Genomic DNA, 13,835 nt, shown 5'->3' with positions numbered 1-13,835 from the left:
CTCGGTCTTTTTCGGGCCGGCGCGGTGCTCAACGACAATCCGCCGATGAGTTCAAAGGCGAAAAGCGGGCCGGCGCGGTGCGTCATGGTTCTGGGCACCACCAGCGGAGCCGGCAAGAGCTGGCTGGCCACGGCGCTGTGCCGCTGGTATGCGCGGCAAGGCCTGAAAGTGGCGCCCTTCAAGGCGCAGAACATGAGCAACAACGCCCGCGTGGTCGATGGCGGCGAGATCGGCAGCGCCCAGTATTTCCAGGCCCTGGCCGCGAATGCGCTGCCCGACGTGCGCATGAACCCGCTGCTGCTCAAGCCCGAGCGCGATACCCATAGCCAGGTGGTGCTGATGGGGCAGGTGAGCGAAGAACTCTCGGCCTTGCCCTGGCGTGGCCGCAGCGAGCGCGTCTGGCCGCAGATTGCGCAGGCGCTAGACGAACTGCGCGGCGACAACGACGTGGTCGTGATCGAAGGCGCCGGCTCGCCGGCCGAGATCAACCTGATGGCCAGCGACATCGTCAACATGCGCATCGCCCGGCATGCTGGCGCGCGCTGCCTCCTGGCGACCGACATCGACCGTGGCGGCGCCTTCGCCCACCTGTACGGCACCTGGGCGCTGCTGCCCGAGGCCGACCGGGCGCTGCTGCGCGGCTTCGTGCTCAACAAGTTCCGCGGCGATGCCTCGCTGCTCGCGCCCGCGCCGCAGCAACTGCAGGAACTGACTGGCGTGCCCACCGTGGCCACGCTGCCGATGTGGTGGCAGCACGGCCTGCCCGAGGAAGACGGCGTGTTCGACGACCGCAGCCGCGCCAGCGGCACCGTCACCCGCACCGTGGCGGTGGTGGCGTACCCGCGCATCAGCAACCTCGACGAATTCCAGGCGCTGAAGAACGTGCCGGGCGTGCGGCTGGTCTGGGCCCGCACGCCGGCCGACGTGGCTGGCGCCGACTGGATCGTGCTGCCCGGCTCCAAGCACACCAGCGGCGACCTGGCCTGGCTGCGCGCGCAGGGGCTGGACCGCGCCGTGGCCGCCCACGCCGAACGCGGCGGCGCGGTGCTGGGCATCTGCGGCGGGCTGCAGATGCTGGGCGAGGCGCTGGTCGATCCGCACGGCATCGACGGCAACGCGCCGGGGCTCGGCCTGCTGCCGCTGGTGACGGTGTTCGCGCGCGAGAAGACGGTGCGGCATCGCGCCGCGACCTTCGGCGAGCTGACCGGCATCTGGGGCCCGCTGTCGGGCGTGCCCGTTGTCGGCTACGAAATTCATCACGGCCAGACCGCCGCACACCCGCAGATGGCGCAGGACGGCCACGCCGTGATGCCTGACGGGCTGGCCTGGCAGAACGCGCGCGGCAACGTGCTCGGCATTTACCTTCACGGCCTGTTCGAAGACCCCGGCACGCTGCATGCATTGTTCGGTGCCTCCGTGCCCACGCTGGACGCCACCTTCGACGGCCTGGCCGACTTCATCGACACCCACTTCGACGCCGGCGTGCTCGCCGGACTGATTGCATGACCGAGACCATCCCCACCATTTCCGACATCACCGACGCCCAGCTTGCCGCCCGCCTGCACAGCGCGATCGACAACAAGACCAAGCCGCTCGGTGCGTTGGGCCGGCTCGAAGCGCTGGCCTTGCGCATCGGCAGCATCCTGGGCACTGAGAACCCGGTGCTAGAAGCCCCGCAAATGCTGGTCTGCGCGGGCGACCACGGGCTGGCGGCGCGCGGCGTCTCGGCGTTTCCTGGCGACGTGACCTGGCAGATGGTCGAGAACTTCCTCGCCGGCGGCGCCGCCGTGAGCGTGCTCGCGCGCCAGCACGGGCTGGCGCTGACGGTGGTCGATTGCGGCGTGCGGCGCGACTTCCAGCCCCGCCCGGGACTGGTGTCGCGCCGGATCGCCGAGGGCACGGCCGACGCCTCCACGGGCCCGGCCATGACGGCAGCCCAGTGTGCACAGGCCATCGTCAACGGGCGCGAAGTGGTGCGTGCGCTGCCGGGCAATGCGCTGCTGCTTGGTGAGATGGGCATCGGCAACAGCTCGTCTGCCGCGCTGCTGCTGTCGCGGCTGGGCGGGCTGGGCATCGACGTCTGCATCGGCGTCGGCACGGGCCTGGACGCGGCTGGGCTGGCGCGCAAGCGCGAGGTGCTGCGGCAGGTGCTTGCGTTGCACGCGGGTGCGACGGCGCCGCTGGACGCGCTGGCGGCCTTCGGCGGTTTCGAGATCGCCACGCTGGTCGGCGCGGTGCTGCAGGCGGCCGAGGAGCGGCGCGTGATCGTGGTCGACGGCTTCATTGCCAGCGCGGCGGTGCTGGTGGCACAGGCGCTGCAGCCCTGTGTGGTGCAGCGCTGCGTGGCCGCGCACTGCTCGGCCGAGCCCGGGCATCTGCTGCTGCTGGAGCGGCTGGGGCTGGACCCACTGCTGAATCTCGAACTGCGCCTGGGCGAGGGCTCGGGCGGTGCGTTGGCCTGGCCGCTGCTCGAATCGGCCTGCCGCATCCTGCGCGAGATGGCGAGCTTCGAGTCGGCCGGCGTGTCGCGCAAGGACGCCTGAAGCGGATGAACGGCGTTCGCCACTTCCTGCTCGCGCTGCAGTTCTTCACGCGTGTGCCGGTGACGGGGCCGCTGGCCGCATGGGTCGGCTTCAGCCCTCAGATGCTGCGAGCGAGCGCGGCCCATCTGCCCGGCATCGGATGGCTGGTGGGTGGGGTGGCGGCGCTGGTGTTCACGGGTGTCGGCATGGGGCTGCCCGGCGTCGCGGGCGCGCTGGCAGCGGCTTTGCTGAGCACCGTCGCCACCGTGATGCTGACTGGTGCCTTCCATGAAGACGGACTGGCTGACGTGGCCGATGGCTTGGGCGGTTCGGCCGACCGGGACCGGGCTCTGGAAATCATGAAGGACTCGCGCATCGGCGCCTTCGGTGCGATTGCGCTGGCGCTGGCGCTGGGCCTGAAGTGCGCGCTGCTCGCCGTGCTGGCCGGGCGTGGCCTGCAGACCGTGGCCATTGCCATCGTCGGCGCGCACGTGCTGTCGCGGCTGATGCCGCTGTTCCTGATCCGCTGGCTGCCTTATGTGGGCGACAGCGGGGCGAGCAAGGCCAAGCCGCTGGCGGATGCGATCAGTGGTGGAGCGCTGGTGATTGCGCTGGTGTGGACGGTTCCGGCGGTGGCGCTGCTGCTGTGTGCGAACGACGCCGTGCACGTCGGGGCGGCCGTGCTGGCGGCCGTTCTGGCCGCGGGCTGGATGGCGAGGCTGTTTCTTCGGCGGCTGCAAGGCTTCACCGGCGATGGCCTGGGCGCGACGCAGCAGGTCTGCGAGCTGGCGATCTACCTCGCGCTGGCGTGGCGTGCATGAGCACAAGCCGAAACCTCTGGCTCCAGCGTCATGCGCCCGTGGTGGCCGAGCCCGGCCTTTGCTACGGCGCCACGGACCTCGAAGCCCATGCGGACGCGACGCTCGAAGCCGCGCAGCGCATCGCGCCCTTGCTGCCTGCGGACATCACGTTGATCAGCTCGCCGCTGCGGCGTTGCGCCGGGCTGGCCGATGCCATCGTCACGCTGCGGCCCGATCTCCGGGTACAGCACGACGTCCGGCTCGCCGAAATGAACTTCGGCGGCTGGGAAGGGCGGCCGTGGTCCGCCATTCCGCGCGAAGATTTCGAAGCCTGGACCGGCAACTTCGCCGACGCGCCCGCGGGCGGCCATGGCGAAAGCGTGCGTGCCTTCATGCAGCGCGTGGCGGCCGCGCACGATGAATGGCTGGCGGGCAAGGGCGACGCGCTGTGGGTCACCCACGCTGGCGTGCTGCGCGCGATGACGCTGCTGCACCGGGGTGTGGGCTGTCCTGCAGCTGCTGCCGATTGGCCTGCCGGCGAGATTGCGTTCGGCAGCTGGCTGACTTTCGACAATTCACCCGCCATCTGACAGGCTCCCCGGCCAGTCAGCTCAGTTCTTCTGCCGCCACTGTTCGCGCCAGAGCTTTTCGAGCTGAGGCGCGAGCGCCGCCGGCGGTGAGCCCACGAGGCGGTTGCCGCCGTTGCGCTGCACCAGGCCGTAGATGCGGCCGGAGCCCTGGTCGTAGAGCGCGATCGCGTTGTTGTCGAAGCAGTCGTGCGGCTTGCAGAAGGCGTGCAGCAGGTAGCGCGTGCCCTCGACCGTCACCCATTGCGGCTCGGGTGCAGGGCCTTCGCGGCGCACCAGCCAGCGGTCGTTCTCGCGCACGCCCAGGGCGGCGCGCCAGGCCTTCTGCATGGCCGGGCCCTGCGCCAGCGCCGCCGGGCTGCCCGTGGGCGGGGGAGGCACCTTGGCCTTGGGCTCGGTGGGCGGGGGCTCGGCCCGCGCGGCGCCTTCGCAGCGCCAGTAGCGCTGCTTCATCAATTCGGGGCCCAGCTGGCCGGCGACCGGCTTGTCGGCGTCCAGCGTGATGTACTGGCCGCGCGCCGTGCGGTAGACGAGGAATGTCATCGAGCCGGCCTTGCCCGCGTCGCTCATCAGCGCCACGTCGAAACCTGCCGGCGGCGGACTGTTGCCGAAGAAGCTGTGGGCTGTCTGCGGCTCGCGGGTGACCACGCGGCGCTTGCCGCTCTCGGCGATCAGCTTGTCCTGAAGCACCTGCAGCGTCGGCGCCGAGGCGTCGGCGCAGTTCGTCGACCAGCGGCCGCCGTAGAGCGTCATGGCGTCGGGCGGCAGGCCTGCGGCCGGCTGCTGCGACCAGGCCGCGGCCGGGAGGAGGGCTGCCAGCAGCGCGGTAGCCAGCAGCGTCCGGGTGTCGTTCTTTCGTGTCGTCATTCTTCAGGCCGTTTTCGGGGAGGGCGTCTTTGGTTTATAGGCGCAGAAGGTGGCCACCGCACATTCCCAGCACCGCGGCTTGCGCGCCACGCAGATGTAGCGGCCATGCAGGATCAGCCAGTGGTGCGCATGCAGCCGGTATTCCGGCGGAACGCGCTTCTCGAGCTTGAGCTCCACTTCGAGCGGCGTCTTGCCGGGCGCGAGCCCGGTGCGGTTGCCCACGCGAAAGATGTGCGTGTCGACCGCGATCGTCGCCTCGCCGAAGGCCACGTTGAGCACCACGTTCGCCGTCTTGCGGCCGACGCCGGGCAGCGCCTCCAGCTCGGCGCGGGTGCGCGGCACCTCGCCGCCGTGCAGCTCCACCAGCATGCGGCAGGCCTCGATCAGGTGCTTGGCCTTGCTGCGGTACAGGCCGATGGTCTTGATGTATTCCTCCAGCCCCTCGACCCCCAGGTCGAGGATGGCCTGCGGCGTGTTCGCCACCGGAAACAGTTTGCGCGTGGCCTTGTTCACGCCCACGTCGGTGGCCTGCGCCGACAGCAGTACGGCTGCCAGCAGCTCGAAGGGGCTGTCGTATTCGAGCTCGGTCTCGGGTGTGGGGTTGGCCGCCTGCAGGGTGGCGAAGAAGAGGGGGATGTTGTCTTTTTTCATTGGGCTTCGTGAGAGCGGCTCGCGCAATATATCGTTGAAAGGCGATAGCCTTACGCAGCTTTATTGCCCGAGCTTTGGTGACAATGTCACCCAGAAAGTGAGACTGACCATGCAATTCGCCTCCCGCCTCGACAACGTCGAGACATCCGCCATCCGCGAACTCTTCAAGCTGCTGGGCAAGCCCGGCATCATCAGCTTCGCGGGCGGCTTCCCCGACAGCGCCATGTTCGACGTCGAGGGTCTCAAGGAGGCGAGCCAGAAGGCGCTCACCGAAGAACCCGGCGGCGCGCTGCAATACGGCGCCACCGAAGGCTACGAGCCGCTGCGCACCCAGCTCAGCGCTTTCATGAAGACCAAGGGCGTCGACGTCGACCCGAGCGGCCTGATCGTCACCACCGGCAGCCAGCAGGCGCTGGACCTGCTGGGCAAGACCATGATCTCGCCCGGCGACAAGGTGATCGTCGAGGGCCCGACCTTCCTGGCGACCATCCAGTGCTTTCGCCTTTATGGCGCGCAGCTCATCAGCGCGCCCATCGACGCCAACGGCGTGAAGACCGACGAGCTGGAGAAGCTCATCGCCGAGCACAAGCCCAAGTTCGTCTACCTGATCCCCACCTTCGGCAACCCCAGCGGCGCGATGCTGACGCTGGAGCGCCGCAAGAAGGTGCTCGAACTGGCCGTGAAGTACCAGACGCTGATCGTCGAGGACGACCCCTACGGCGACCTCTACTTCGGCGAAGCCCCGCCGCCGTCGATCCTTGCGCTGAGCAAGGACGTGCCGGGCAGCCGCGAGCTGCTGGCGCACTGCGGCAGCCTGAGCAAGGTGCTGAGCCCCGGCCTGCGCATCGGCTGGATGATTGCTCCGCCCGAGCTGCTGGCCAAGGCAACGATGTGCAAGCAGTTCAGCGACGCGCACACGAGCACCTTCTCGCAGGCCACGGCCGCCCAGTACCTCAAGAGCGGCCGCATGCCCGCCACGCTGGCGCATGTGCGCGAGGTGTACGGCCAGCGTGCGCAAGCCATGGGCGCAGCGCTGAAGCGCGAGCTGGGCGATGCGGTGAGCTTCACGCAGCCCAACGGCGGCCTGTTCTTCTGGGCGCGCCTCACGGGCGCCAACGGCAAGCTGGCCGATGCGAACGAACTGGCGAAGCGCGCGATCGAGAAGCTCGTGGCCTTCGTGCCCGGCGCGCCATTCTTTGCCGAGAAGCCCGATGTGGCGACGCTGCGTCTGAGCTTCGCAACGGCCGATGTGGCGAAGATCGAAGAGGGCGTGAAGCGCCTCGGTCAGGCGCTGTAAAGAGCGTTGCCGATCACGGCGAGCGGTGCAGCCGGGGCGCCGCAAGCAGCTCCAGGTTGTCCGCAATGGCCGCATCCACGTTCGGGTAGCGGCCTTTCATTTTCGAGAGCGTCATGATGGTCTGCAGCGCCTTCAGGTCCTTGACCGAGGGCGCGACCTTGATCTGCGCGATGGCGGCGGTGGGGTTGCCACCATTGATCAATGCCATCACCTTGCTTGCCCAGTCGTTTGCGCGCGCCATGTCTTTACCTGCTTCCATTCGAAGCGCCGACTGTACACAGCGCAGCGGCCGTCGCCGCCAAGACCATCACGCGATATCCGCGAATCCCCCGAAGAAGGCACTTGCATTGGCTTCCAGGCTCTCGAGGTGATAGCCGCCTTCCTGGACGATCAATGTCGGCAAGCCCAGCGCGCCAACAGCCTTGCCCAGGCGCCCGAAGCCCTCGGTCGTCACTGCGACCTGCGACTGCGGATCGTCCTTGTAGATGTCGAAGCCGAGGGCCAGCACCAGCGCGTCGGGCGCGAAGCGCCGCAGCGCCTCCGTGGCCTCGTCGAGCCGCTCGAAGAAGACTGCTTCCGGCGCGCCGTGCGGCATAGGGAAGTTGACGTTGAAGCCTTCGCCCTCGTCGGTCCCGCGCTCGTCTTCGTAGCCGGCCACTGCCGGGTAGAAGTTGGTCGGGTCACCGTGGATCGACACGTACATCACGTCGCTGCGGCCATAGAAGATTTCCTGCACGCCCTGGCCGTGGTGCATGTCGGTGTCGAGCACCGCCACGCGAGCGAAGCGCCCCCGCAGCGCCTGCGCGGCGATGGCGGCGTTGTTGAGGTAGCAGAAGCCGCCGGCGGCATCGACGCGTGCATGGTGGCCGGGAGGGCGGCACAGCGCATAGGCTGCGCGGGCGCCGTCGGTGATGGCCGCCGCGCCGGCCACCGCGCTCTGGGCCGACCAGTACGCCGAGCGCCAGGTCTCGGCCCCGACCGGGCAACTGCCGTCCGCAAGGTAGCGCGCCGCCTTCGCCAGGATGCCGCGCAGGCGATTGGGCTCGCGCACGTAGACGTTCGACATCACCTCGTCGCCCCAGTCGGGCGGCATCTGCTTCCATTCACCGTGTGCTTCTTCGAGAAAGCGCAGGTAGTCGTCGCTGTGCACGGCGGCCAATGGCGCCATGCCGGCATCGGCCGGTGTCTGGAGGTCGAAGCCGAGCGATTGCACGGCGGCGACGAGCCGCAGCGCGCGCTCGGGAATTTCCTGTGGGGTGCGCATCTGTCCGCGCGACAGATAGCTGCGCGGATGGTGCAGCAGCTGTTCCGGATGAAAAAAGGTCAGCATGGGTGGTTCGGCGTGGCCGCCGCGGGATTTGCCTGGCAACCATGGTAGCGAGCAAGATCGGTGCCCATCCAGGGCATCGGGCGGTGCCGGATTCGGTGGCTTTCACATTGGTTACGATCACCCATGAGAAAAACCTTTCAGCTTCAGGTCGAGGGCAAGCACCCCGACCGTCTCCTCGAAGCCATCAAGCACGAGATCCGCAAGTACATCAAGCGCGAGCGGCGGCGCGTATTGCCCGAAGGCGCGGACTTCTGGGACTTCGACTGCAAATTCGGCACCGAGGCCGAGAACGCCGAAGTCGTCCACCTGTCGGCCATCACCGGCCTCATCGACGGCGTGGTGAAAGAGGCCGGCAAGCAGTTCTATGTCGAGATCCTGGCCAAGCCCGGCCAGCGCAAGCCGCGCCCAGCGGGCGAAGCCGCACCGCCCCCCGACGCCGAAGACTGATCCTCGCTCAGACCAGCGCCTGCGCCAGCCGCAGGCCGTGGCGCTGCTCCGCATCGTGCAGCGAGCGCGCAATCGACGGGTGCAGCCGCACCCCGTTCTTCGACTGCGCTTCCCGACGCTTCAACCCGCCTTCGCCCGGCAGCCGCACAGGCTTGGCCGGGTCGATGGGCGTGTTGTCGCGGCACTTGGCCGCCACATGGTCCATCTGGTGCAGGAAGGCGTCCTTGCCGCCGAAGGCGTTCAGGTCGTGCAGCGTGATGTGCACCGTCGCGCCCCAGCCCTCGGGCGGATCGGCACGGCCATGGCCCGCGAGGCCGGCCGTGAGCGTCTCGACCAGCAGCGCCATTCCGTAGCCCTTGTGCCCGTGGCTCAGCCCGCCGACCGGCAGCAGCGTGCCGGGCGGCTGGTCGAACAGCACCTGCGGGTTGTTCGACGGCTTGCCGGTGGCGTCGATCAGCCATTCCTCGGCGAAGGTCTCGCCGGCCGCGCGCTTGCGGTTGCTCATGCCGTTGGTGGTGATGGAGGCCGAAATGTCGACCATCACGCCGCCCTGCGACAGCGGAAAGCCCATGGCCAGCGGGTTCGGCGTGAACACCGCCTGCGTGCCGCCGAAGGGCGCGACGCTGGCGGCATTGGGGTCGGAGCAGGCCAGCAGCATCAGCATGTCTTCCTGCAGCGCGCGCAGCATGTAGACGGCGAGGCAGGCGATGTGGTGGCTGCGGCGGATCACGAGCGAGGCCGTGCCCAGCTCGCGCGCACGCGGCACCAGCAGGTCCATGCCCTGGTCCATGAGCCAGGGGCCGGGCAGGCGCTTGCCGTCCCACAGCACGGCGGCGGGGCGGTCCGACAGCACCTCGGGGGCGCCGTCGCGCGTCATGCCGCCCGACTCGATTTCCTTCACATAGCCGGCCAGCAGTGCGAGGCCGTGCGTGTCATGGCCCAGCAGGTCGCCTTCGACCAGCGTGCGCGCCACGCTGTCGGCCATCGATGCGGCAAGGCCGGCTTTCTGCAGCAGGGCGCTGGCGTAGTCCCTGAGCGCGTCGGCGCCGTAGAGCGGAGCGGTGTCGGTCATTTCAATACCTCCAGCACGCGGTCGAGGCCGCCTTCGTTGATGGCCACCATGGCCTGCTCGCGCACCTTCGGCTTGGCGTGATACGCAACCGAGAGGCCGGCCTCGCCCATCATCGGCAGGTCGTTCGCGCCGTCGCCCACGGCGATGGTTTCCTGCGGCGAGATGCCCATGAGCGACGCCACTTCGAGCAGCGTGCGGCGCTTTTCGGCGCCGTCGCAGATGTCTCCCCAGCTCTGCGTGACCACCTGGCCGGTGAGCTTGCCGCCGGCTTCGTCGAGCAGGTTGGAGCGCGCGAAGTCGATGCCCAGCCGGTCCTTCACGCGGTTCGCGAAGAAGGTGAAGCCGCCCGAAACCAGCAGCACCTTGAGCCCGGCCGCCTTGCAGGCCGCCACCAGCTCGCTCGCGCCGGGGTTGAGCTTGAGCCGCTCGTCGTACACCTGCTGCAGCGCCTCGACCGGCACGCCCTGCAGCAGTGCCACGCGGCGGCGCAGGCTCTCCTTGAAGTCCTTGATCTCGCCGCGCATCGTGGCTTCGGTGATCGCGGCCACCTCGGCCTTCTTGCCGACCGCATCGGCGATCTCGTCGATGCATTCGATGTTGATCAGCGTCGAGTCCATGTCGAACGCGATCAGCTTGAAGTCGGCGAGCTTGAGCGGCGGCTTCACGCGCTGGATGACGAGGCCGGGGGAGATTTCTGTAGCGCTCATGCGGTGACGGTTTCCTTGACGATGGGTTGGCCCAGGCTGCGCAGCACGTCGCGCACCAGCTGGGCCCGGTCTTTGGGCTCTTTCAGTTCGCGCTCGATGCGCAGTTTTTCGTTGCCGGCGAGCTTGATGTGCTTGTTCTTCTGGATCAGCTGGATGATGGCCATGCCATCGACCGGCGCGTCCTTCTTGAAGGTGATGTTGATGATCCCCGGCGCCGCATCGACCTTCACCACGCCGTAGGGCCGTGCCAGCACGCGCAGGCGGTGCGTGTCGATCAGCGTCTGCGCCTGCGGCGGCAGCTTGCCGAAGCGGTCGACGATTTCTTCGAGCAGCGTGTCGATCTGGTCGGGCGTCTTCGCGGTGGCCAGCTTCTTGTAGAACGACAGCCGCAGGTGCACGTCGCCGCAGTAGTCGTCGGGCAGCAGGGCGGGTGCGTGCAGGTTGATTTCTGTCGTCACCGACAGCGGCGACAGCAGGTCGGGCTCCTGCCCGGCCTTGAGCGCACGCACGGCTTCGCTCAGCATCTCGTTGTAGAGCTGGAAGCCGATCTCCATCATGTTGCCGCTCTGGTTCTCGCCCAGCACCTCGCCGGTGCCGCGGATCTCCAGGTCGTGCATGGCCAGGTAGAAGCCGGAGCCCAGCTCTTCCATCTGCTGGATGGCGTCGAGCCGCTGCGCCGCATGCTTGGTCAGGCCTTCGGTGTCGGGCACCATGAGGTAGGCATAGGCTTGGTGGTGCGAGCGGCCGACGCGACCGCGCAGCTGGTGCAGCTGCGCCAGGCCGAACTTGTCGGCGCGGCTCATCACGATGGTGTTGGCGGTCGGCACGTCAATGCCGGTCTCGATGATGGTCGAGCACAGCAGCAGGTTGTAGCGCTGCGCCACGAAGTCGCGCATGACGCGCTCAAGCTCGCGCTCGGGCATCTGGCCGTGGGCCACGGCGATGCGGGCCTCGGGCAATATTTCTTCGAGCTTCTGGCGGCGGTTCTCGATGGTCTCGACCTCGTTGTGCAGGAAGTAGACCTGCCCGCCGCGCTTGAGCTCGCGCAGCACGGCTTCGCGGATCACGCCGGTGCCCTCGTTGCGCACGAATGTCTTGATGGCCAGCCGGCGCTGCGGCGCGGTGGCGATCACGCTCAGGTCGCGCAGGCCTTCGAGCGCCATGCCCAGCGTGCGGGGAATCGGCGTGGCCGTCAGCGTGAGCACGTCGACCTCGGCGCGCATGGCCTTCATCGCCTCTTTGTGGCGCACACCGAAGCGATGCTCCTCGTCGATGATGAGCAGGCCCAGGTTCTTGAACTTGACCGACTGCGAGAGCAGCTTGTGCGTGCCGACCACGATGTCGACCTGGCCCTCGGCCAGCCCCTTGGCTGCGGCGGTGATTTCCTTGGCCGAGCGGAAGCGGCTCATCTCGGCCACCCTCACGGGCCATTTGGCGAAGCGGTCGACCAGCGTCTGGTAGTGCTGCTCGGCCAGCAGCGTGGTGGGCGCGAGAAACGCCACCTGCTTGCCACCAGTCACAGCGATGAAGGCGGCGCGCAACGCAACTTCGGTCTTGCCGAAGCCCACGTCGCCGCACACGAGGCGGTCCATCGGCTGGGGCGAGATCATGTCCTGCACCACGGCGTGGATCGCGGCCTTCTGGTCGGCGGTTTCCTGGAAGCCGAAGTCGTTGGAGAACACCTCGTAGTCGGCCGGCGAGTAACGGAAGGCATGGCCTTCGCGTGCGGCGCGGCGAGCGTAGATGTTGAGCAGCTCGGCTGCCGAGTCGCGCACCTGCTCGGCGGCCTTGCGCTTGGCCTTTTCCCACTGGCCGGAGCCCAGCTTGTGCAGTGGGGCTTCGTCGGCGCTGACGCCGGTGTAGCGGCTGATCTGGTGCAACTGCGACACGGGCACGTAGAGCGTGGCCTTGTCGGCGTACTCCAGGTGCAGCATTTCCTGCAGCAGCGGCTTGCCTTCGGCGTCGGTGCCCTGGCCCAGGTCCATGTGGATCAGGCCGCGGTAACGGCCGATGCCGTGCGCGGTGTGGACCACCGGGTCGCCCACGTTGAGCTCGGACAGGTCCTTGATGAGCGCTTCGACGTCGCTGACCTGTTCCTGCTTCTTGTTGCGCCGGCGCGTGGTGGGCGCGGTGGCGAACAGCTCGGTTTCGGTGACGAGGTCGATGCCCTGTTCGCGCCAGGCGAAGCCCGAGGCCAGCGCCGCGGTGGCGATGCCGATTTTTTCGTCGGCGGAGGCTTCGAACTCGGCCAGCGAGTCGAAGGCCGGCGGGCTCACGCCGCTGGCGCGCAGGAAGTCGAGCAGGCTTTCGCGGCGGCCGTCGCTCTCGGCGATCAGCAGCACGCGGTGCGGCGTGGCGCGGATGTGGGCCTTCAGGCCGACCAGCGGGTCTTCGGCACCGCGCACCACGGCGAAGGGCGGCAGTTTGTCGAACTCGGCGTAGGGCGCGTCGGTAGGCACGTCACCGCGAATTGCGAGCTGCGCATGGGGCTTGGCGCGCTGGTAGAACTGCTCGGCGTTCAGGAACAGCGCCTCGGGCGGCAGGGCCGGGCGCTCGGGGTCGCCGCGCACCAGCCGGTAACGTTCGTTGGTGTCCTGCCAGAAATGCTGGAAGGCCGGTTCGAGATCGCCGTGCAGCACCACGGTGGCATCCGGCCCGAGGTAGTCGAACACCGTGGCCGTCTCGTCGAAGAACAGCGGCAGGTAGTACTCGATGCCGGCGGTGGCCACGCCGTTGCCCATGTCCTTGTAGATGCGGCTCTTGGTCGGGTCGCCTTCGAGCAGTTCGCGCCAGCGGCTGCGAAAGCGCCCGCGCGCGTCGTCGTCCATCGGGAACTCGCGGCCCGGCAGCAGCCGCACTTCGGGCACGGGGTAGAGGCTGCGCTGTGTGTCGGGGTCGAAGGTGCGGATGGAGTCGATCTCGTCGTCGAACAGGTCGACGCGGAAAGGCACCGGCGAGCCCATGGGGAACAGGTCGATCAGGCCGCCGCGCACCGCGTATTCGCCGGGGCTCACCACCTGGGTCACATGGGTGTAGCCGGCCAGCGTGAGCTGGGCCTTGAGCTTCGATTCCTCGAGCTTCTGCTTGGCCTTGAACTGGAAGGTGTAGCCGGCCAGGAAGGCAGGCGGCGCCAGCCGGTAGAGCGCGGTGGTGGCGGGCACCAGCACCACGTCGGCCTCTTTCTGGCTGATGCGCCAGAGGGTGGCGAGGCGCTCGCTGATCAGGTCCTGGTGGGGCGAGAAGCTGTCGTAGGGCAGCGTTTCCCAGTCGGGGAACAGGGCGCAGCGCAGGTCGGGCGCGAAGAAGGCGATCTCGTCGATCAGGCGCTGGGCATCGTTGGCATCGGCCGTGAACATCGCCGTGGCGCGCCCCGCGGCTTTTTCGCGCATGGCCAGCTGCGCCAGCAGCAAGGCATCGGCCGACAACGGGGGGCGCGGCAGCGTGAAACGCTTGCCCGCCGTGAGGTGGGGGAGGTCCATGGAACGCTTGGTGGAAATGCACAACACCCCGCGCCGGCTGGCGAGGGGTGTGCACAGCGGGCAATTCTAGAATGGC

Annotated in this window: 13 protein-coding genes; 6 read left to right on the top strand and 7 right to left on the bottom strand. The window is 68.4% G+C overall.

The window, feature by feature from the left end:
* Positions 1-45 precede the first annotated feature (45 nt).
* From ACTG4X_RS19690 to ACTG4X_RS19675, 4 genes are read left to right on the top strand one after another with little or no spacing between them, the layout of a single operon-like run.
* Positions 46-1,506: a cobyric acid synthase gene (locus ACTG4X_RS19690; RefSeq protein ID WP_440531686.1), complete on the top strand. Its 1,461-nt coding sequence runs from the start codon at positions 46-48 to the stop codon at positions 1,504-1,506.
* Positions 1,503-2,543 (top strand): nicotinate-nucleotide--dimethylbenzimidazole phosphoribosyltransferase, encoded by a 1,041-nt coding sequence (gene cobT, locus ACTG4X_RS19685; protein ID WP_440531685.1) that lies wholly within the window; start codon positions 1,503-1,505, stop codon positions 2,541-2,543. Before ACTG4X_RS19690 ends, cobT begins: the two co-directional genes overlap by 4 nt.
* Positions 2,544-2,548: 5 nt before the next feature.
* Positions 2,549-3,343, top strand: a complete 795-nt coding sequence (locus ACTG4X_RS19680; RefSeq protein ID WP_440531684.1) for an adenosylcobinamide-GDP ribazoletransferase — start codon at positions 2,549-2,551, stop codon at positions 3,341-3,343.
* Positions 3,340-3,912 (top strand): histidine phosphatase family protein, encoded by a 573-nt coding sequence (locus ACTG4X_RS19675; RefSeq protein WP_440531683.1) that lies wholly within the window; start codon positions 3,340-3,342, stop codon positions 3,910-3,912. Before ACTG4X_RS19680 ends, ACTG4X_RS19675 begins: the two co-directional genes overlap by 4 nt.
* Positions 3,913-3,933: 21 nt before the next feature.
* Here the strand turns inward: ACTG4X_RS19675 and ACTG4X_RS19670 are convergent, their stop codons facing one another.
* Both ACTG4X_RS19670 and nth read right to left on the bottom strand, forming a co-directional pair.
* Positions 3,934-4,776 carry an Ivy family c-type lysozyme inhibitor gene (locus tag ACTG4X_RS19670; protein ID WP_440531682.1) on the bottom strand — a complete coding sequence of 281 codons (843 nt, stop codon included), beginning with the start codon at positions 4,774-4,776 and terminating at the stop codon, positions 3,934-3,936.
* A 3-nt stretch (positions 4,777-4,779) separates the two neighbouring features.
* Entirely contained in the window at positions 4,780-5,427 is a 648-nt protein-coding gene (nth, locus tag ACTG4X_RS19665; RefSeq protein WP_093056519.1) for an endonuclease III, read from the bottom strand.
* A 109-nt stretch (positions 5,428-5,536) separates the two neighbouring features.
* Here nth and ACTG4X_RS19660 point away from each other — a divergent pair, with 109 nt between their 5' ends.
* The gene (locus ACTG4X_RS19660; RefSeq protein ID WP_097199122.1) at positions 5,537-6,724 is read left to right on the top strand and encodes an aminotransferase-like domain-containing protein; all 1,188 of its coding nucleotides are present in this window, start codon (positions 5,537-5,539) and stop codon (positions 6,722-6,724) included.
* A 13-nt stretch (positions 6,725-6,737) separates the two neighbouring features.
* On the opposite strand, the gene ACTG4X_RS19655 is transcribed toward ACTG4X_RS19660, so the two are convergent.
* Together ACTG4X_RS19655 and ACTG4X_RS19650 are read right to left on the bottom strand one after the other, a co-directional pair.
* The gene (locus ACTG4X_RS19655; protein WP_081267286.1) at positions 6,738-6,965 is read right to left on the bottom strand and encodes a hypothetical protein; all 228 of its coding nucleotides are present in this window, start codon (positions 6,963-6,965) and stop codon (positions 6,738-6,740) included.
* 66 nt (positions 6,966-7,031) lie between these two features.
* Positions 7,032-8,054, bottom strand: a complete 1,023-nt coding sequence (locus ACTG4X_RS19650; protein ID WP_440531681.1) for a histone deacetylase family protein — start codon at positions 8,052-8,054, stop codon at positions 7,032-7,034.
* A gap of 123 nt (positions 8,055-8,177) precedes the next feature.
* Between ACTG4X_RS19650 and ACTG4X_RS19645 the strand changes: the two genes are divergently transcribed.
* Positions 8,178-8,501, top strand: coding sequence for a DUF6172 family protein (locus ACTG4X_RS19645; RefSeq protein ID WP_307615157.1), 324 nt, complete (start codon positions 8,178-8,180; stop codon positions 8,499-8,501).
* Positions 8,502-8,508: 7 nt separating this feature from the next.
* Here ACTG4X_RS19645 and ACTG4X_RS19640 read toward each other — a convergent pair whose 3' ends face one another.
* Genes ACTG4X_RS19640 through mfd form a run of 3 tightly spaced genes read right to left on the bottom strand, consistent with a single transcriptional unit; the run spans position 8,509 to position 13,759 of the window.
* Positions 8,509-9,573: an Ldh family oxidoreductase gene (locus ACTG4X_RS19640; RefSeq protein WP_435464671.1), complete on the bottom strand. Its 1,065-nt coding sequence runs from the start codon at positions 9,571-9,573 to the stop codon at positions 8,509-8,511.
* A complete protein-coding gene (serB, locus tag ACTG4X_RS19635; protein WP_093175764.1) occupies positions 9,570-10,280 on the bottom strand; it encodes a phosphoserine phosphatase SerB in 711 nt (236 codons plus the stop codon). The genes ACTG4X_RS19640 and serB overlap by 4 nt, the downstream gene beginning before the upstream one ends.
* A complete protein-coding gene (mfd, locus tag ACTG4X_RS19630; protein ID WP_440531680.1) occupies positions 10,277-13,759 on the bottom strand; it encodes a transcription-repair coupling factor in 3,483 nt (1,160 codons plus the stop codon). The genes serB and mfd overlap by 4 nt, the downstream gene beginning before the upstream one ends.
* Between the last annotated feature and the right edge of the window lie 76 nt (positions 13,760-13,835).

It is taken from the genome of Variovorax sp. YR566 (genome assembly GCF_051992195.1).
Classification (GTDB): domain Bacteria; phylum Pseudomonadota; class Gammaproteobacteria; order Burkholderiales; family Burkholderiaceae_C; genus Variovorax.
The sequence above is the reverse complement of the archived record's forward strand: the minus strand, read 5'-3'. Positions and strand labels throughout refer to the sequence as shown.

What these genes read in the sequence shown, in the direction of transcription:
- ACTG4X_RS19690 (WP_440531686.1), top strand. Translation starts at nt 46, where the DNA reads ATGAGTTCAAAGGCGAAAAGCGGGCCGGCGCGGTGCGTCATGGTTCTG.
- cobT (WP_440531685.1), top strand. Translation starts at nt 1,503, where the DNA reads ATGACCGAGACCATCCCCACCATTTCCGACATCACCGACGCCCAGCTT.
- ACTG4X_RS19680 (WP_440531684.1), top strand. Translation starts at nt 2,549, where the DNA reads ATGAACGGCGTTCGCCACTTCCTGCTCGCGCTGCAGTTCTTCACGCGT.
- ACTG4X_RS19675 (WP_440531683.1), top strand. Translation starts at nt 3,340, where the DNA reads ATGAGCACAAGCCGAAACCTCTGGCTCCAGCGTCATGCGCCCGTGGTG.
- ACTG4X_RS19670 (WP_440531682.1), bottom strand. Translation starts at nt 4,776, where the DNA reads ATGACGACACGAAAGAACGACACCCGGACGCTGCTGGCTACCGCGCTG.
- nth (WP_093056519.1), bottom strand. Translation starts at nt 5,427, where the DNA reads ATGAAAAAAGACAACATCCCCCTCTTCTTCGCCACCCTGCAGGCGGCC.
- ACTG4X_RS19660 (WP_097199122.1), top strand. Translation starts at nt 5,537, where the DNA reads ATGCAATTCGCCTCCCGCCTCGACAACGTCGAGACATCCGCCATCCGC.
- ACTG4X_RS19655 (WP_081267286.1), bottom strand. Translation starts at nt 6,965, where the DNA reads ATGGCGCGCGCAAACGACTGGGCAAGCAAGGTGATGGCATTGATCAAT.
- ACTG4X_RS19650 (WP_440531681.1), bottom strand. Translation starts at nt 8,054, where the DNA reads ATGCTGACCTTTTTTCATCCGGAACAGCTGCTGCACCATCCGCGCAGC.
- ACTG4X_RS19645 (WP_307615157.1), top strand. Translation starts at nt 8,178, where the DNA reads ATGAGAAAAACCTTTCAGCTTCAGGTCGAGGGCAAGCACCCCGACCGT.
- ACTG4X_RS19640 (WP_435464671.1), bottom strand. Translation starts at nt 9,573, where the DNA reads ATGACCGACACCGCTCCGCTCTACGGCGCCGACGCGCTCAGGGACTAC.
- serB (WP_093175764.1), bottom strand. Translation starts at nt 10,280, where the DNA reads ATGAGCGCTACAGAAATCTCCCCCGGCCTCGTCATCCAGCGCGTGAAG.
- mfd (WP_440531680.1), bottom strand. Translation starts at nt 13,759, where the DNA reads ATGGACCTCCCCCACCTCACGGCGGGCAAGCGTTTCACGCTGCCGCGC.